Below are 18875 nucleotides of genomic sequence, written 5' to 3'. Positions count from 1 at the left end.
AATAATCTCTTTTTTGTTAGTTAATGGGCAGCTTACAACTGCCAATCAACAAAATTTTGTAATAAACGTGCGCCAACTTTTGCGCTGCGCTCTGGGTGAAATTGCATGCCCGCGTAATTGTCTTTAGCAACAATGGCTGAAAAGGTTTGACCGTATTCGCCGCTCACGAGTGTGGCGTCGTTTACGGTGTGCGCAAAGCTGTGAACAAAATACACTTGCTCATCGAGCGTTAGCCCTTTAGTTAATGCATGCTCTTTGTTAACGCTTAAGTTATTCCAACCCATATGCGGCGACGTTAAATTGCCTACATCAAGCGCTTTTACTTGTCCTGGTATTTTACCTAGGCACTGTACGTTACCTTCTTCGGTGCTTTCGCACAGTAACTGCATACCTAAACAAATACCCATAAGCGGGCGCTGGTATTCATTTATAGCTTGTTGCCAGCCGTTATCGACTAGGCGCTTCATAGCAACCGATGCGTGACCTACACCTGGTAATATAGCGCGCTCAAAACCCGCTAATTGCTCTGGTGAAGTAATTACTGTTGGCGTTTGGCCTAAGCGTTCAAACGCAAAGCGTACTGAATTTATATTGGCACAACCGGTATTAATTATGGCAATCATAAACATCCCTTAGAGCTGGCTGTTTGTTGGGTCGTGTCTTGTGCTACTGCCATACGAAGAGCACGTGAAAATGCTTTAAATAAGCCTTCTACTTGGTGATGACAGTTACCGTCGCTTACCGATAAAATAAGGCTAATAGCGGCGTTATCACTTAAGCTTTTGAAAAAGTGCTCAACCATTTGTACGTCTAAATCACCGGCTTTTTCGCGGCTAAAGTTAGCGTTTAATACAAATGATGCACGGCCCGATAAATCAATTTGTGCTTCGGCTTTACACTCATCCATAGGAAGAGCAAAACCATAGCGCGCAATTTGTGATTTAGTGCCAAGCGCTTGTTTAAGTGCGACACCAAGAGCAATACCAATGTCTTCAACCAGGTGGTGCTCATCTATGTGTAAATCGCCTTTGGCTTTAATGTTTAAACCAATGTTTGCGTGCGTGCGAATTTGGTCAAGCATGTGATCAAAAAAGCCAAGACCGGTGTCTATGCTGCCATTTTTAGTTTGATCTAAGTTTATGGCTACATCAATTTGGGTTTCTTTAGTGTTTCGTGTAACACGACCTTCGCGGTTTGCGGTGGTCAATTTAGTCACTATCGCACTCCAATCGCCGTCGTATAAAATACCTTCACAACATAGATTTTGAGCAAGGCCAATATCAGTTTCGCGGTCGCCAATAACAAAAGAGCGTGCTAAATCTACTTTGCCTGAGCGCATAAGCTCGGTAAGTAATCCTGTTTTAGGTTTACGGCAATCGCAGTTTTGCTCGTTAAAGTGAGGGCAAATTAATACTTCGTCAAAGCTAATGCCTTGGCTTTGCATTATGTCCATCATTTTGTCTTGTGCTATGTCAAAATCAGCAGTAGGGAAGCTATCTGTGCCTAAACCATCTTGGTTAGATACCATAACTAAACGGTAACCTGCAGCTTGTAATTGTAACAACGCAGGAATAACACCAGGTAAAAATGCTAGCTTTTCAAGGCTATCTACCTGTTTGTCGGTAATTGGCTCTTCAATGATAGTGCCGTCGCGGTCGATAAATAAATAGGGGTTACTCATGATACTTCGTTTCCTGCTAAAGATGCTGTGGAAGCTGGCGTTTGTAAGCCATCTAACCAAATTTTTACTTGTTCAAGTTCTTGTTCACTGCCAATTGAAATTCGTAGCCAGTCGTCTTCACCGTATAGCGTAAAAGCGCGCATAACCAAACCTTGCTCAAGTGCAATTTTAAAGTAGTTTTTATCGGCTAATTTTAAAGTAACAAAGTTACCTTCACCAGTGAGAATTTTTAATGCAGCAGGGGATGCGTTTAGCCAATCCACTAACTTAGCTTTTAAGCTATTTAAAATAGTAACTTGGCGGCGCATTGATGTAATTGCATCAGGTGCAATTGCTTGCGCTGCAATACTTGCTACTACGCCCGATACCGGATACGGCGCAATGACTTTACGAATTGGCGCTAGTACGCTCGCTTGTGCAAGCGTAAAGCCCGTTCTGAGCCCCGCTAGCGCAAAGGCTTTAGAAAGCGTACGCAAAACCACTACATTACTAAACTCATTAATAAGCTTAGTCGCGCTTTGCTTTGGGCAAAACTCTATATAGGCTTCGTCAACAATAACCAGTGCCTTACCTGCAAGTGCTGTTGCAATCGCTTTTACTTTATCAAGTGGTGTTAGGCTGCCCGTTGGATTATTTGGGTTACAAATAAATACCAGTTTTGAGCTGCCAACAGCTGTAACTATTTCGTCAGCACTGCCACTTAATAATAATTCTTGGGTAAGCGCGTTAATACCAACGTTGTGTGTATCGGCGGTTACTTTGTACATACCGTAGGTTGGTAAAAATAGCGCAATACTATCTTTGGCTGGCTCACAGTATGTGCGCACTAAAAGCTCAATGCCTTCATCTGCGCCGCGCGTCATTAATACATTTTCGCTTTCAAGCTCTGTATAAGCGGCGTAACGGTCAATAACCAGTTGCGGTTGAGGATCAGGGTAGCGATTTAAATCTTCAATACTCAGTTCAAGGTTTTTAGCATACGGGCTTTCGTTAGCATTTAGCCACGTAGTACCGGTTAGCTTTTCACTTTTTGCAGAGCTGTATGCAGCAAGGGCTGCAATATTCTTAGGTAATAAGCTAGACGCTTGTGCGCTCTCATTGCTCATTTTTAATTGCCTCTAAACGAATTGAAACCGCATTAGCGTGGGCATCAAGGCCTTCTGCATCTGCAAGTGGTAAAATAGCTTTTGAAAGCTGTGTTAAACCACTTTTAGTAATTGTTTGCACTGTGTATGTACGAAAAAAATCAAGCAAGTTTAAGCTAGAATATGTTGCACTGTAACCATATGTTGGTAACACGTGGTTAGTACCTGATGCGTAATCGCCTGCAGATTCTGGCGTGTAGTCACCTACAAATACTGAGCCTGCATTTTTAACCTTATCTAGGTATGGTGTTGCATCGCCTAGTTGTAAAATTAAGTGCTCTGGCCCGTATTGCGCCGATACATCAAATGCTTGCTCAATTGAATCAACTAAAATAAGCGATGAATTAGCGAGCGCTTGCTCGGCTGTTTCTTTGCGACTCAAATTAGCCAACTGGCGTGTAAGTGCCTGCTGAGTTTGTTCTATTATACTTTCGCTGTTACATAATAAAATAACTTGCGAGTCTGCACCGTGCTCTGCTTGTGAGAGTAAATCGGCGGCTATAAATTCTGGGTTTGCACGTTCATCTGCAATAACAAGTACTTCAGACGGACCTGCTGGCATATCAATTGCCATACCTGGAATAGTTTGCGCAACGAGCTGTTTAGCCATTGTTACAAAGCTATTACCTGGGCCAAATATTTTGTTCACTTTAGGAACCGATTCGGTGCCATAAGCCATTGCTGCAATTGCGCCTGCGCCACCACTTTCTATCAAAGTAGTAATGCCACATAACTTAGCTGCATATAAAATAGCAGGGTTAATCGCTTTATCACCTTGTACTGGTGTAGCAAGTACAACGGTTTTTGCGCCGCTTAACTGCGCTAATACACCCTGCATAATAACCGACGATGGCAGTGGAGCACTGCCACCGGGTACGTAAATACCGACTGCTTCGATGGCTTGATATTTCAGTTCACATACAACGCCTGGTTGGGTCGATAATTTAATATCTTTTGGCAATTGCGCTTCGTGAAAACGTTTAACGTTTGCATAAGCGGTATCAATTGCGTATTTAAGCTCTGCACTTAGTGCTTGCTCTGATGCGTTAATTTCATCAAGCGGAACACATAAGCGAGGGTTAGATCTATTATCAAACTCTTTAGCCATGCTAAGTAAGGCTTCATCGCCTTGCTCTTTTACGTTAGCTAAAATAGTTTTGCATATAGCTTCAACCTTGGCACTGGCAGAAACTGCAGGGCGCATTAGCGCCGCTGCTTGTACTTGTGAAGATTCCTCATTCCAACGAAGCATGGCACTTACTCCATCATTTTTTCAATTGGCATAACTAAAATAGAGTTAGCGCCTAAGGCTTTTAACTGCTCCATTGTTTCCCAAAATAATGTTTCGCTGCTTACCATGTGAAGTGCTACGTATTCATCGTTACCAGCAAGGGCAAGTAGAGTAGGTTGACCAGAACCTGGTAAAATTTCACAAATTTCATCAAGTTTGTTTTTTGGTGCGTGTAGCATGATGTATTTGCTTTCTTTAGCTTGTCTAACACCACGTAGGCGCGGCATAAGCTTATTAATTAGTGCTAGTTTGTCAGCATCTTGAAGATCTTTATTTTGAATTAAACACGCGTTTGATTCTAAAATTGTTTCGCCTTGAATTAAGCCGTTAGCTTCAAGTGTTGCGCCAGTAGATACTAAATCACAAATTGCATCAGATAAACCCGCACGCGGTGCTACTTCAACAGAACCCGTAAGCATTACAGTACTTGCGTTAATGCCTTCGCGCTTTAACCACTGAGTTAAAATTTCTGGGTAGGTAGTAGCAATACGTTTGCCTTCAAACCAGCTCTTATCGCGAGCGCCAAGCTCTTGTGGCCATGCAAGTGCAAGACGACAGTAACCAAAGTCTAGTTTTGAAAGTTTGGTTACTTCACTTGGAACACCCTGGCGTTCACGCTCTGCTTGAACTTCTACTAGTACGTTTTCGCCAACTATGCCTAGGTCACATACACCGTCCATTACTAAACCCGGAATATCGTCATCGCGCACACGTAGTACGTCAATTGGCATATTAGTTGAGTGTGCAATTAAGCGTTGTTCACGAAGGTTAAGTTTAACACCTAACTGTTTAAGCAGATCTTGACAATCTTTTGATAGGCGGCCGCCTTTTTGGATGGCGATACGTAGACGATTACTGTTGTTCATTATTCATTTTCCTTTAATTTAAAAACTAAAAACCCCGAGGGGAACCTCAGGGCGAAAATGAATCAATGTTATTTGAATCGCCAGAGGTTCCTTTTAGGAATAACCTCTCAGCGAAAGACCTGACAGGTTATTCCGGTGAATGGTGGTGATGATGTACTGTTGTCAGGTTTAAGCGCATTTTTTATCCTATATAACTACCCGTTATTTTGTTAACGTGCAGTTGTTGTCTGTTTAAATAAATTTCGCATTCATAAAAACATAAACGACCATATTATGGCAAGTTTTTTTTAGCTTAATTAAAGCATATCTTATAACTGTCGATAATATTAAGGTAATGCGGTCAATTATTGTAATATATTTGTTTGTTTATTAGTCAAACCAAGTGGTTGGTAAATAAAACGATGAAATAAGGAAGTACGTATGGATATCATGATCCCTTATTTAGGAAGGATAACGCGACTAGAGATAGAGTCTAAAGGGGCGTTTCATATTGCGGGTGTGCAAAGTGGATCGGCCGCTGAAAAGGTTGAGCTAGAAAATAAAAAAAGACGTGAGTTACAAAAAAAGAAACAGCTCAATATGCTTGATGATCAAAATAATAAAAAAAAGTCTAACGTAGATGATGACGAAAACCCCCATTTAGATACATGGGCTTGATAATACCAACTTTACTAAATACATAAGCAATTAACTCAAAAAGGCCCTTGCGGGCCTTTTTACTATGTATTTTGCTTATGCCAATTAGCTTAAACTCTTAAGCAGATCGGCATTACTCTTGGTTTTTGCTTTTAAATATATAAAAGCTAAATATAGCGAACACACATATTTGAGCCACAATACCTTGCCATGTTGATTTTATACCAAGCCATGCAATATCAAAGCTCATTGGTAGCGGCGCAATACCTATTATGTCGGCCTCTTGTAATGCAATAACAGCTTTGCCCATAAGCACAAACGAGAGTGCAAATAATAGGTAAGTGGTAATTGCAAAAAACTTAGCAACCGGTAATTTAATTGAGTACTTAATCAATACCCACGTAATAATAGCCAGTATTGCTACAGCTATCGCAAAACCCGAAGCAATAGATGAATATTGGGCAGGCGAGCTTTGCGTTAATAAAGACTGATAGAACAGTACGGTTTCGAATACTTCACGGTATACGGCAATAAAAGAAAGCCCTGCTAAACCCCATAATGTACCCGACTCAAGGCGCTTATCTATATTGTCTTTGATGTATTTTTGCCATTGCTGCGCACTGGTTTTACTGTGCATCCATACGCCAACATAAAGTAAAATTACAGCGGCAAACAATGCACCAGCACCTTCCATAACTTCGCGACTTGCACCACTTATTTCTATTAATGTTTGCGCCGCAGCCCACGTTAAACCACCAGCAATAAGTGCGGTTACCCAACCAACATGTACATATTTAAGTGCGTCTTGGCGTTTAGTTTTAATAAGTACGGTCATAAGGGCAATAATAACGAGGAGTGCTTCTAGGCCTTCGCGTAGTAATATAACTAAACTCGCTGAGAGGAGTGCACCATCAGTTAGTTTGGTTTCGTTTAGCATGCTATCTGCTTTAGCGAGTTGAGCTAGCGCTGCACTTACTTTTTCGTCAACGATGGCTGCATCTTTCTCGTTTTTAAATGTTTGGCGCAGGTTCATCAGTTGTACTTCGATGTTTTTACGCAGTGTTTCGTCGTAGGCATTTAAGTTGTTTTCAACAAGCTCAAAGCCATCTAGGTAAGCGCTAATTGCTAAATCACTTGCTTGTGAGTAATTGCCTTTAGCATGCGCGGCTTGTGCTGCAAGTAACTGCGTGCGAGTAACCGTTATCGGATTCTTTTTACCGGTAAATAGTTGCTCTGGATTACCACGAAGCCATTTAACGTAATGTGCTTGTGCTTCACTTTGACCTGCCGATAATTGTGCAGGGTTTAAGTTTACAATCTGCGAAGCGGTAATGTTTTGCTCTAGATTTTGTGGTTTTTGAACATCTTTAAATGCCAAGCTACCTACATAAAAAGCTAAAGACCAACGTTGTTGTTCATTAAATTGAGTAAAAGCAACCATTGGCGTGTCGTTAATACCGTTACTTACAGCGTCAAATAACCCCATTAATGAGCGGTTAGTTGCGCGTTCTTCATCGGTAAAGTTGGTAGGCTCTGGCGATAAGTTTTTTGCAAGCGGGCCGTCGCCTTGACCACTAGGGCCGTGACACATTGAACAGTTAGCAGAAAAAAGCGCTTTGGTTTGCTCAACAGGAAGTAGTGATGTAGGTAACGATAGTTGCGGCATAAAGGTAAGTAGCGACTCACGAAGCGCAGAGCTTGCTGCACGTACATCGGCAACACTCGCTTTATTGGCAATCGCTGTATGCAGGGCTTTAGCTTGTGCCTTTACTGTATCAAACTCATTTGTTTGGCTTGATAGCTGTCCAGCTTGCTCAATAATAACGTGCGAAAATTCAGTCATTTCTTGATATTCGTCAGGATCAAGTATTTCACCATTCCCAACAGCTGCCACGTAATCAACACCTACATACTCTGCAAGCTGTGCAATTTGTTTTATTTTTGTTTGCTCATTAGGCGAGGCTGAAACACTAAAGCTTGCCATGACCATTATAAAAAGCATAAAAAAACATTGAAATTGTCGTTTGCTCAGAGACACAAAATTTAAAAACATGTGAGAATTATTTATGGACATCGAAAAGCCCTGCAGAGGAAAAGTCAAAATTATAATTGTTTTCATTTGCATTTCAAGCGGATTAATTTAAACAAAGCAGATAAATAAAAAGGATAACAATTTATAGAACTTTAAAGTGTTTTTGTAACACGTGAGTAACAGTAACCAAGTGATTTTTATAATAACTTGGTTACTGGGTGTGTTGCAGACAAAGCATTTATTACTTGGCTTGCTCAGCTGACTTAATGCTGCTTTGAATAAGCGGCGAAATAGTTAAGCCTTGTACAATAATAGAAAATATAACCACTACGTAAGTAACAATAACGATTAGGTTATGTAGGTCTGAACCGCCTACAAAAACTTGCTCGCGTGGGATTGCTGCCGCCATTGCCAGAGCAAGGCCACCACGTAGTCCACCCCAGGTCAAAATTTTAACACTGTGTTTATCGTAAGTTCTAAAGCGTTTAAAAATTACAAATGGTGCGCCTACACTTATAAAGCGTGCTAGCAGTACAACAGGTACCATTAATAACCCTAAACCAATTTCGCCAAGCGTGATTGGCATAGTGACTATTAGCATACCTATTATTAAAAACAGTAGAGCATTTAGAAAGCTGTCGGTTGCATGCCAAAAATCTTTTACGTAGCGGGTGTCTTCGGGGCCCGTGCGCTCGGTTGCTTTAGTACGAGTAATGTTACCCATTAATATGCCACTGGTTACCATGGCAAGTGCGCCAGATATTTCCCAAATATTTGCTGCTGCAAAACCTGCTGTTGGGATAGTTAAGGTAATTAATAAGCGAATATTTACATCGCGGCTATTAATAATTAAAAAGTGGCCAACTAATGCAATGACTAAACCAAACGCAATGCCTCCTATTGCATCAACAAAGAATAGCTCTGCTATGTCACCAAATTGTGCATCTGTGCCATAAAAAGCAACAGAAAATATAGTGGTAAATATAACTAAACCAATACCATCGTTAAATAGCGACTCACCTTCTACTTGAACTGAGATGCCTTCTGGCGCTCGCATTTGTTTAATAATAGCAAGTACAGCGATAGGGTCGGTTGGGCTAATAAGCGCGCCAAACAGTAAACAATAAATAAAAGGGACATCAAAACCAAAAACTGAAAATAAATAAAAGCTTAAATAACCCACTATAAATGTGGAGGCAATGGTTGAAAACAAGACCAGTGCAGTAATTTCCCACCGCTGCTTACGCAGGGCAAGTAGGTTTATTTCGAGCGCACCCGCATAAAGTAAAAACCCCAACATGCCTTTAAGTAGTAACTCGTTAAAGTCAATACTGGAAACAATTTGGGTCATTGCTAATGCGTTCTGATCGCCTAATAATTTTACTGCAATAATCAGTAATAAAGAAATAACCACAGAGCCAGTAGTAATGGCAATGGTAGTTTGCATTTTGAGGATGTACTGGTTTGCAAAGGCTATAAAAATTGCAATTGCAGAGAGAAAACAAATGAGGTACCAAGCATTCATTGATTAACCTTAACTATTTTTTAAACGACACACAAAAAGGAGGATTATAAACCCGCGTATGTTACTCCTGTAATATTTGAGAGTCACAGTATTTATGCCTAAATATAGCTTTTAATGAGGATTGTTTTTAGTAAGAGTTAATAGGAAATGTGGCTTTGTAAATATTGTCATTATTAAATTAAATGTACGTTATAAATACAGTGTTTGTTGTAAACTTTAGTGGTTAATCACATTATTGAAACGTGTGTTGCATCATAAAATAAAAGTCGATTTTGTAATTACTTGCCCTAAATGCTTTGCTTACGTAAAATCCCGCTATTATTTATTTTAAAGTGATTGGTATTATCAAACAGCTGTTTAGTGCAACCGGGCCTTTGGCGTCATCGTTAGATGGATATACGCCTCGCCAACCACAAATTGATATGGCAGTAGCTGTTGCAGATGCATTAAAAAACAGTTCGCAATTAGTTGTTGAAGCAGGCACGGGTACTGGTAAAACATTTGCATATTTAGCCCCTGCACTTAAATCAAAAGGCCGAACGATAATATCGACTGGTTCTAAAGCCTTACAAGAACAGTTATACCACCGCGATTTACCTCAATTAGTGAAAGCGCTTGGTGCTTCTAAAAAAACCGCCTTATTAAAAGGGCGTGCCAATTACTTATGTACCTACCGACTTAATCAGCATGTTGCGCATGTGCCTACTGATGACTCCGACGTAATGCACCAACTAGCGATGGTGGCTAAGTTTGCCAGTGAAACGCAGTCAGGCGATTTAGCCGATTGTATTGGTATAGAAGATGACGCGAAAGTACTGCCTTATGTAAATTCAACAGCCGATAATTGCTTAGGTAAAGAGTGTCCAGATTTTCAAAGCTGTTATATACGCAAAGCACGTTTAACTGCGGCCGATGCCGATGTAGTTGTGATTAATCACCATTTATTTTTTGCCGACATGGCTGTAAAAGAAAGTGGCTTTGCTGAACTTATGCCAAAAGCTGACGCGTATATATTTGATGAAGCCCACCAGTTAAGCGAAATTGCCAGTGATTATTTTGGTGAGAGTATTAGTACTAAAAAGCTGGTGGATTTAATTAATGATTTACGTGCTATTTATAGAGCCGAAATTCCCGATATGCTGCAGCTAGGTAAAAGCTTAAATAAGCTTGAAACAAGCGTTGCTGATTTACGATTACAGTTTGGTGTTGATGGCAGTCGAGGCGATTGGCGAGAAAAGCTAAGTGATAAACAAATATGCGCGGCGCTTCACCGCGTCATTAGTGATTTAGATTTTGTTTATCAAGTACTTAAACTTTGCCTAGATAGAAGCGACAAAATTGAGCACCCGTTTGAGCGTGCACTTGCGTTTAAAGGGCAGTTAGAGCGGGTTTTTGATACAGCCCAAACCGGTTTTAGTTACTGGTATGAAACAACGCGCCGTTATTTAACTATTAATATAACGCCATTAAATGTATCAGCTAAATTTGCTCAAATGATGCAAGACACGGGCGCAGGCTTTGTATTTACTTCAGCAACACTTTCGGTCGACAACAAACTAGAGCATTTTAATGCAAGCCTTGGTTTAAAACCAAAACAAAGCATGATGGTAGATAGCCCATTTGATTACCCTAATCAGGCGTTGCTATGTTTACCGCGTTACTTACCCGAATCACACGCTGATAATATGCCGCATGCGATTGTAAAATTAACACTTGAGCTTATAAAGTCAGCGCAAGGGCGTTGTTTTGTGTTATTTACGAGCTATCGAATGATGCACTTAGTTGCCGAAGGGCTCACTACACAAATAGACTACCCAGTTTATATGCAGGGGCAAATGTCTAAGCGTATTATTTTAGAGAAATTTACCCGCCATGGTAATGCGGTATTACTCGGCACGGCTTCTTTTTGGGAAGGCGTTGATGTACGCGGCAGCACGTTAAGCTGTGTTATTATAGACAAATTGCCATTTGCAGCCCCTGACGATCCATTGCTTCAAGCTAAAATGCAAGATTGCCAAATGCAGGGAAAAGACCCTTTTTCACACATACAATTACCGCAGGCTGTTATTGCGCTAAAACAAGGTGTAGGGCGTTTAATTCGAGATAGTAAAGACAAAGGCGTACTTGTAATATGCGATAATCGCTTAGTTACACGCCAATATGGCCAAGTATTTTTAAAAAGCTTACCGCCGATGCGCCGCACGCGAAGCTTAGAAGATGCCAATACATTTTTAAAACAAATTAATTAGAGTAATAAAATGATCAAAAGTAATATTCTTGCCCTTGATGCTTCAACTGAAGCACTTTCAATTGTTTTACATTTTCAGGGCCAAACATTTCATCATTTTGAAGAATGTCCGCAGCAACATAGCCAAAAAATACTTCCACTTGTGGATGAGCTATTAACTAAAGCAAACTGTAAATTAAAAGACTTAGATGTCATTGGTTTTGGGCAAGGCCCGGGCAGTTTTACTGGTGTGCGAATTAGTGTAGCAATAGCACAAGGTTTAGCGTATTCAACTAATTTGCCGCTTGTAGGTGTGTCTACTTTGGCTATTATGGCGCAACAAGCGTTTGAACAAAACGGTAGTGTGAGTGTTTATCCAAGCATAGATGCGCGTATGGGGGAGATATACTTTGCACATTACCAAGCGCAAAATAATCTAATGCTTTTAGTTAACCAAGAGTGCGTTATAAAACCTGATTTACTAAACAATGACTATATAGCGACCAGTGAGCCATCTGTAGCGGTGGGCACAGGCTTTAAAACCTATCCTGATGCGCTTAATGACTTTGAAAACGTGACAATTAATACTGATATTACATTGCCTGATGCGCGTTATATGTTAGCGCATGTTGAAGCCGCGTTTTTAGCGGGTGACGTTGTAAAAGCGAGTGACGCTCAACCTAAATATGTGCGCGATACGGTAACGTGGAAAAAGCTACCAGGACGTGAGTAATCATATTATTTGCAAATTGGTTGTTTTTAAATCATAATTTTATGTAATATTAAGGTTGGAGACGCGTAATGACGCTGCCTATTGGTTCAGGTTTTTTTACCGGAGATATTCCGGGTAGGGTTAGCCCTACTAAAGTTGTTACTAATAAACCACAGAGTTTATTAGACCAGCCGGCTGCTCAAAAAACGAATACCGATTATGTAAAAAGCAGTGTCGAGGGCGTCGAACTGGCTAATCAACTGTTTAAAAGCAGTGCTAAAAGCAATGAATACAGCCAAACAATTTACGACCAACCGACAGCTCAAGTAAGTAAAGCGATTTCTACTTATACTGAATTTGCCAATTTAGAACGCAGAGCCGAAGTACAAAATTTAATAGGCGTTGATATATACGCTTAAAGCTCATTCAAACGTTTTAGATAAATACAGTGATAAAATTCAATAAAAAGCCCGAACATGTGTTCGGGCTTTTTGTGTCAAAAACGAGGTGAAATTATACCAATTCGCTTAATTAAGTGATCTATTTTGAGGGAAGAAAATCGTGTCGATAACAAGGCAAAAATTTCGTTATTTAGTTGTTCTATATCAGAAATTTTTAACGTAGTTAACGTCAGATTTAACCCCTCAAATTGATTAAGTATTATTGCGGATTGGTATTACTGTTCAATAAAGCCAATTAGCTTATCGGCAATATCAGTATTATTTTGTGAGCCAATAAATTGCTCACTGCCTTTGCCATAGGCAAATACTTGAACGTCTACAGCGGTGTGTCCGCCGGTTGTCCAGCCAGTAAAGCTCGCATCACTAATAATACTTTTAACAGCTAAATTAAGCGCTTTTTCGCCCATTTTTTTAGCTTGCTCTAGTTTGATTTGGTTTTCGGTTGTAAATTCAATATTGGTGTTAGCAGTCCATACTGGTTTTAAGTCTTTAGACTCCATAAGTTTGTCTGTTAACTTACTAGCCGTTGCCTTAACACCTTTAATTACGTCTGTTTCCCATTTAAATTGGCCGTGCGAACCAATAGTTAAGCCGCCCGTTGAGTGATCGGCTGTAACTACAAGTATAGTGTCTTTATTTTTATCAACGTACGCTTTTGCTTTTTCGATTGATTTAGCAAAGTCGTCCATTTCAGCCATCGCACAGGCTATATCGTTAGAGTGACCACACCAATCAATTTGGCTGCCCTCAATCATCACAAAAAAGCCTTCTTCGTTCTGGTTATCTAGTAAACCAAGCGCTTTAGATGTTAACTGAGTAAGGCGAGTTGGGTTTATATCAAGTGCAAATGGCAGGCCTTTGCTTGCATACAAACCAATGGCAGGTATTTGTGTGATTTGGCCCAGATTATTAATATCGTCACCGTATTGATAACCTGCCGCTTTAAATTCTTCAACTAAATTACGGTCATCTCGAATAAAATATTTAGTACCGCCACCTAGCATTAAATCAACGGGTAATTTACCAGCAATCTTATTATCAATATAATCGTTGGCAATATCATCGTAGTTGTAACGAGATTCATTGTGAGCTGTAAAGCTAGCAGGTGTTGCATGGTTTATTTGTGACGTTACAACAAGCGCTGTTGTCATACCACGCTCTTTTGCTATTTCAAGCATAGTTTTAACTGGTTTTTTGTCTGTATCTACACCAACCGCGCCATTATAACTTTTATGACCGCTACTAAGCGCTGTAGCACCCGCTGCACTGTCTGTTACATAAGTATGGTCGTCAGGGTAGGTATGAGCCATGCCTTTTAAAATAGTGTCAAAAACCGTGCCTTCTACTTCTTTTGTTGCAGGGTCATCTTTAAAATAGCGATAAGCCGTGGTGTAAGCCGGACCCATGCCGTCACCAATCATATAAATTACATTTTTAGGTGCTGATTCTGCGTAGGCACCAGAAGCGGTGCATAAAAGTGCCAATAAGCTGATCTGTTTTTTCATGGTTGTACCTTATGAGTGTACCTTATTTAATAGCCGCTGATATTGTATACAGATAGGATGATAAATAAATGAATATCTGAGATATTTATAATTTATACTTTGATTTTATATACATAGAATTGTAGTTAACGCTGTTAGTTCTATTTATTTAAATTATACTAGTTATAAGCTATCTATATATGGTGCTCTCACCTTTTATTTGTTTAAAAGGTACTCAAAATTAATATGTTAAAAAAACTTTGCTTATTACTCCATTTTTAAGTTATTGAAAATATTGAGTTTGGTTTTCTACTCAGTGCTATATTTGATACCAGGAAGATAATTAAATCGTGAATTTGGCACCATTTTCTAAGTTAGTGGTCTGACAACTTGTATGCTATAAATAATGATGCTCTAAATTAATAAAGGACTTACCGTGCAGCCATTTAATATTGAAACCAATAATTTAAATATTCATGGCTTAAAAGTAGGTTTAGGGAACGAAATAGTAATAGCGTTGCATGGGTGGTTAGACAACTGCCATAGCTTTATGCCAATGTTAAACAACGTTAACCCAAAACACACTTGGTACTGCATTGACTTTGTTGGGCACGGTTTATCGTCTTGGCGAAGTGATGATGCACACTATTATTTTGTTGATTATATTGACGATGTGTACCAACTTATAAATGCGCTTGGTGTTAAAAAAGTACATTTAGTAGGTCATTCAATGGGAGCTATGGTTGCAGGTCTTTTTGCTAGCTGCTTTAGCGATTATGTAAAGTCTGTTACCTTTATTGAGGGAATTGGTTGTGTTACAACCCCTAGTGAAGGCGTGTGTGAACAGTTAAAAAGTGCAGTACTAAATAGAGCGCGTTTAAAAAATAAAAAGTCGAGAATTTATAAATCGAAAGAACTTATTTATGAAGCACGCGCTCAAACAACCGATTTAAATAGCGAGCTTATTACGCTATTAATGCAGCGAAATATAAAACAGGTTTTAGATGGTTTTGCGCTAACAACAGATCCAAAGCTCAAAAATCACTCAGGTTTTAGGTTTGATGAGGCGCAATGTATTGGTGCAATAAAAGATTTAATTGCACCATGTCAATTAATTTTAGGTAACGAAGGTTATTCGTTTGTAAAACAAAATTTGGCAAAGTATATTAGTTATTACAATAGCTTGAAGGTCATTAATGTAGATGGTGGGCATCATTGCCACATGCAAAGCAGTGAACACTGTTTTGAGCATATTCAAGACTTTATGCTGCAAAATGGTGCATGTTAATTGTAAGTTTGTGTTAAATGTGGGATTATTCCTGCATTAGAGTATTTGCTCAATTGTTAAAGCGCCTTACTTAGATTAAGGTTAATAAAAATATAATTATAAACAGGGGCTAAGAGTGGAAAAAGTCTGGCTTAAGCGCTACCCAGAGGGTATGCCTGAAACAATCGATCCTGAGCATTACAACTCGTTACTCGAAGTGTTCGAAAAAAGTTTTAGTGACTACACCGATTTACCTGCATTTACGAATATGGGTAAAACGATGTCTTACGATGAAATAGACACAGCAACAAAAAAAGTTGCTTCCTATATTCAAAATGATTTGGGTCTTAACAAAGGCGACAAAGTTGCCGTAATGATGCCTAATTTACTACAAACACCAGTCACAATTTTAGGTGTTTTGCGTGCAGGTTGTGTGGTTGTAAATGTTAACCCACTTTACACAGTACGTGAATTAGAGCATCAGCTAAAAGACTCTGACACTACGGCTATTTTCATCCTAGCAAACTTTGCTGACACACTTGAAAAGTCACTTGCTCATACTGATGTTAAACATATCGTGGTTACGCAAGTAGGCGATATGGTTGGCGGGCTTAAAAAGCATGTCGTTAACTTTGTTGTGAAGCACATTAAAAAAATGGTGCCAAAGTTCAACTTGCCTAACACAATTAAATTTTCAGACGTTTTAGCTGCAGATGAAGCTAAATATACGCGCCCTGAAATGAGCTTGTCTGATCTTGCATTTTTACAGTACACCGGCGGCACAACAGGTGTATCTAAAGGGGCAATGCTGAGCCATGGCAACATGGTTGGTAACCTTGAACAAGTTTCAGGTTGTTTAGACAAAGTGTTAAACCGTGGTGAAGAAGTGGTTGTGACTGCTTTACCGCTTTATCATATATTTGCCTTAACAGCTAACTGCCTAACATTTATGAAGTACGGTGGTTTAAATATATTAATTACAAACCCACGAGATATGCCTGGGTTTGTTAAAGAGCTGGGTCAACATAATTTCACAGCTATTACCGGTGTTAATACATTATTTAACGGTTTATTAAACACACCAGGTTTTGCTGAACTTGATTTTAGTCATTTAAAAATGTCTTTAGGCGGCGGTATGGCCGTTCAACGTCCTGTTGCTGAAAAATGGCAAAAAGTGACTGGCTCAAAATTAATGGAAGGTTATGGCCTTACAGAATGTTCTCCTTTAGTTACTATTAGTCCTTTTGATTTGAAAGCATATAATGGCTCTATTGGTTTACCAGCGCCTAACACTGATATTAAATTGGTTTTAGATAACGGCGAAGAAGCCGCTAAAGGTGAACCTGGCGAGCTTTGTGTTAAAGGCCCGCAAGTCATGGTTGGTTATTACAAACGACCAGATGCAACCGCTGAATGTTTAAAAGACGGCTGGTTTGCTACAGGTGATATTGCGACTTATGATGACGAAGGTTTCTTCTTTATTGTAGATCGTAAAAAAGACATGATCATCGTATCTGGCTTTAATGTTTTCCCTAATGAGATTGAAGAAGTAGTGGCTATGCACGAAGGTGTGCTTGAAGTAGCTGCTATCGGTATTCCTCACGATGTAAGTGGTGAACAAGTTAAAGTTTTTGTTGTGAAAAAAGACCCTTCTTTAACTGAAAAAGATATAATAAGTCACTGTCGTGATAATTTAACTAATTACAAGGTCCCCAAGCTGGTAGAGTTTAGGGATGAGTTACCTAAAACTAACGTAGGTAAGATACTCCGAAGAGCCTTGAAAGATTAGCAACCTATAAAAAAGCCGACATATGTCGGCTTTTTTATTGTAGGAGATTAAGTGCAATACCAATTGATCGAAACCCAAAATCAACTGAACACTTTTGTTGAACAAATAAAAAATAAACCTATTTTAGCTATTGATACTGAGTTTATGCGTCGTCGTACTTTGTATCCAGAAGTTGCACTTATCCAAGTTTTTGATGGTGAGCATTTAGCGCTTATTGACCCATTAGCGGAACTTTCACTATTTGATTTTTGGGAAATACTTAAAGATCCTGCAGTTTTAAAAGTACTGCATTCTCCTTCAGAAGATATTGAAGTTTTTCAAAAGTACGCAGGCTTTGTCCCAGCCCCATTATTTGATACACAATTTGCGTTGCAGCTACTCGGTGAAGGTAACTGTATGGGTTTTGCTCTTATGGTAAAAGAGCTGCAAGGTATTGAAATAGATAAAAGCGAGTCACGCACTAACTGGCTGCAACGCCCGTTAACTAAAAAACAATTAGACTACGCGGCTGCTGATACTTTTTACTTATTACCGTGTTTTGAGCTGATTATTGATCGCATTAATGCCGCTGGCTTCTTTGACATTGTAATAAACGAAAGTGAATTGATTGCCAAAAAACGTGCATTTCAAACACCTGACGAACTTTTATATAAAGATATTAAAAATGCATGGCAACTTAAACCGCACGAACTGGCGGTGTTAAAAGAGCTTGCTGTATGGCGAAGAAATAAAGCTATCAAGAAAAATTTGGCGCTTAATTTTGTGTTAAAAGAACATAACATGACTGAAATTGCCAAACGTGGTCCTTCAAGTTTAAACGCTCTACGTCAAATTCCAGGTGTTGAAGCTATTGAAGTTAATCGCTCTGGTGTCGATATAATAAAGTGTATTGAAGCTGCCAAAGAAGTTCCAGATGCTCAGCACCCTGATGTACTTAAGCGCTTAATTGATTTTCCTACTTATAAAAAAGTAGCAAAAGATATAAAACAAAAAATCACTAAAGTAGCTAAAGAGCACAATATACCAGAAGACGTTATGGCCTCTAAAAAGCAAGTCAATCAACTGATTAGTTGGAATTGGAAGCTAACTAATGAGCAAAAACAGAGTCATATAAAGCCTGACCTACTGAGCTCTTGGCGATATACCTACGTTAAAGACGCTTTAAAAGAATGGGATACTTAAGACTAAATATTTTCTTTAACTGTGTAATACTTATACCAATCCGCAATAATACTTAATCATTTTGCGGCGCTAAACGTGTCGTTACCTGTGTTAAAAAAATCTCATTTAGAACAACTAAATAGCGATTTTTTTGCCTAGCTATCAACACGTTTTTCCATCCTCAAAATTGATCACTTAATTAAGCGAATTGGTATTATCTATAGTTTTTGTGTTACATAGTTAAGTTTTAGTTGCACGAAGGGGATTAAAACGTAGATATTTAGAAAGTTATTGCGAAAATAAAGAGGGCGCTTATAAAGCGCCCTTTCTTCAATTACTTCTTTTCTTCATCAGGTAGTGTAACGTTTAGCTCAAGTACGGCTAAATCGTCTTCGTTCTGATCAAACTGAACCTGAACTGCATCGGTACTTACGTTCACGTATTTACGGATCACATCTAAAATGTCTTGTTTTAATTGTGGTAAGTAATCCGGCGTTCCTCGTTGAGAACGCTCGTGCGCGACAATGATCTGCAATCGCTCTTTTGCTAGTGACGCACTGTTTTTCTTTTCTGAGCGGAAGTAGTCAAGTAAAGACAC

16 protein-coding genes are annotated in these 18875 nt (G+C 39.3%); 7 read left to right on the top strand and 9 right to left on the bottom strand.

Translation table 11 applies throughout. The features are described from left to right. Positions 1 to 32 precede the first annotated feature (32 nt). The 5 genes from hisH to hisG are packed head-to-tail and all read right to left on the bottom strand — an operon-like array spanning position 33 to position 4983. The gene (gene hisH, locus I6E72_RS08845) at positions 33 to 623 is read right to left on the bottom strand and encodes an imidazole glycerol phosphate synthase subunit HisH (RefSeq protein ID WP_002960265.1); all 591 of its coding nucleotides are present in this window, start codon (positions 621 to 623) and stop codon (positions 33 to 35) included. After that, complete coding sequence (gene hisB / locus I6E72_RS08840) at positions 620 to 1681, bottom strand: bifunctional histidinol-phosphatase/imidazoleglycerol-phosphate dehydratase HisB (protein WP_007580650.1); 1062 nt, start codon at positions 1679 to 1681, stop codon at positions 620 to 622. The genes hisH and hisB overlap by 4 nt, the downstream gene beginning before the upstream one ends. Continuing rightward, a complete protein-coding gene (hisC, locus tag I6E72_RS08835; RefSeq protein ID WP_197111927.1) occupies positions 1678 to 2787 on the bottom strand; it encodes a histidinol-phosphate transaminase in 1110 nt (369 codons plus the stop codon). The genes hisB and hisC overlap by 4 nt, the downstream gene beginning before the upstream one ends. Continuing rightward, the gene (gene hisD, locus I6E72_RS08830) at positions 2777 to 4078 is read right to left on the bottom strand and encodes a histidinol dehydrogenase (protein WP_007580646.1); all 1302 of its coding nucleotides are present in this window, start codon (positions 4076 to 4078) and stop codon (positions 2777 to 2779) included. Before hisD ends, hisC begins: the two co-directional genes overlap by 11 nt. Before the next feature lie 5 nt (positions 4079 to 4083). After that, complete coding sequence (gene hisG, locus I6E72_RS08825; RefSeq protein WP_007580644.1) at positions 4084 to 4983, bottom strand: ATP phosphoribosyltransferase; 900 nt, start codon at positions 4981 to 4983, stop codon at positions 4084 to 4086. Between the two features lie 420 nt (positions 4984 to 5403). On the opposite strand from hisG, the gene I6E72_RS08820 reads away from it, so the two are divergent. Beyond that, a complete protein-coding gene (locus I6E72_RS08820; protein ID WP_197111925.1) occupies positions 5404 to 5640 on the top strand; it encodes a hypothetical protein in 237 nt (78 codons plus the stop codon). Between the two features lie 112 nt (positions 5641 to 5752). Here I6E72_RS08820 and I6E72_RS08815 read toward each other — a convergent pair whose 3' ends face one another. Together I6E72_RS08815 and I6E72_RS08810 are read right to left on the bottom strand one after the other, a co-directional pair. Further along, positions 5753 to 7609 (bottom strand): cytochrome c/FTR1 family iron permease, encoded by a 1857-nt coding sequence (locus I6E72_RS08815; RefSeq protein ID WP_024607773.1) that lies wholly within the window; start codon positions 7607 to 7609, stop codon positions 5753 to 5755. A gap of 283 nt (positions 7610 to 7892) precedes the next feature. Then, positions 7893 to 9176 carry a cation:proton antiporter gene (locus I6E72_RS08810; RefSeq protein ID WP_007580638.1) on the bottom strand — a complete coding sequence of 428 codons (1284 nt, stop codon included), beginning with the start codon at positions 9174 to 9176 and terminating at the stop codon, positions 7893 to 7895. A 332-nt stretch (positions 9177 to 9508) separates the two neighbouring features. Between I6E72_RS08810 and I6E72_RS08805 the strand changes: the two genes are divergently transcribed. The 3 genes from I6E72_RS08805 (at position 9509) to I6E72_RS08795 (ending at position 12534) form a co-directional block, all read left to right on the top strand. Beyond that, positions 9509 to 11425, top strand: coding sequence for an ATP-dependent DNA helicase (locus tag I6E72_RS08805; protein WP_101163490.1), 1917 nt, complete (start codon positions 9509 to 9511; stop codon positions 11423 to 11425). Between the two features lie 9 nt (positions 11426 to 11434). After that, positions 11435 to 12136 (top strand): tRNA (adenosine(37)-N6)-threonylcarbamoyltransferase complex dimerization subunit type 1 TsaB, encoded by a 702-nt coding sequence (gene tsaB, locus I6E72_RS08800; protein WP_165722031.1) that lies wholly within the window; start codon positions 11435 to 11437, stop codon positions 12134 to 12136. A 68-nt stretch (positions 12137 to 12204) separates the two neighbouring features. Next, positions 12205 to 12534 carry a hypothetical protein gene (locus tag I6E72_RS08795; RefSeq protein ID WP_007580633.1) on the top strand — a complete coding sequence of 110 codons (330 nt, stop codon included), beginning with the start codon at positions 12205 to 12207 and terminating at the stop codon, positions 12532 to 12534. 257 nt (positions 12535 to 12791) lie between these two features. Here I6E72_RS08795 and I6E72_RS08790 read toward each other — a convergent pair whose 3' ends face one another. Next, a complete protein-coding gene (locus I6E72_RS08790; protein ID WP_197111923.1) occupies positions 12792 to 14081 on the bottom strand; it encodes an alkaline phosphatase in 1290 nt (429 codons plus the stop codon). Between the two features lie 415 nt (positions 14082 to 14496). On the opposite strand from I6E72_RS08790, the gene I6E72_RS08785 reads away from it, so the two are divergent. The 3 genes from I6E72_RS08785 to rnd all read left to right on the top strand — a co-directional run bounded on the left by I6E72_RS08785 (position 14497) and on the right by rnd (position 18298). Further along, the gene (locus I6E72_RS08785) at positions 14497 to 15348 is read left to right on the top strand and encodes an alpha/beta hydrolase (RefSeq protein ID WP_197111921.1); all 852 of its coding nucleotides are present in this window, start codon (positions 14497 to 14499) and stop codon (positions 15346 to 15348) included. Positions 15349 to 15463: 115 nt separating this feature from the next. After that, positions 15464 to 17116 carry a long-chain-fatty-acid--CoA ligase FadD gene (fadD, locus tag I6E72_RS08780; RefSeq protein ID WP_197111919.1) on the top strand — a complete coding sequence of 551 codons (1653 nt, stop codon included), beginning with the start codon at positions 15464 to 15466 and terminating at the stop codon, positions 17114 to 17116. A gap of 51 nt (positions 17117 to 17167) precedes the next feature. Beyond that, positions 17168 to 18298 carry a ribonuclease D gene (gene rnd, locus I6E72_RS08775; protein WP_007583273.1) on the top strand — a complete coding sequence of 377 codons (1131 nt, stop codon included), beginning with the start codon at positions 17168 to 17170 and terminating at the stop codon, positions 18296 to 18298. 313 nt (positions 18299 to 18611) lie between these two features. On the opposite strand, the gene minE is transcribed toward rnd, so the two are convergent. After that, positions 18612 to 18875: a cell division topological specificity factor MinE gene (minE, locus tag I6E72_RS08770; RefSeq protein WP_004334706.1), complete on the bottom strand. Its 264-nt coding sequence runs from the start codon at positions 18873 to 18875 to the stop codon at positions 18612 to 18614.

The organism is Pseudoalteromonas sp. NSLLW24 (genome assembly GCF_015864725.1).
Lineage (GTDB): Bacteria > Pseudomonadota > Gammaproteobacteria > Enterobacterales > Alteromonadaceae > Pseudoalteromonas > Pseudoalteromonas arctica.
The sequence above is the reverse complement of the archived record's forward strand: the minus strand, read 5'-3'. Positions and strand labels throughout refer to the sequence as shown.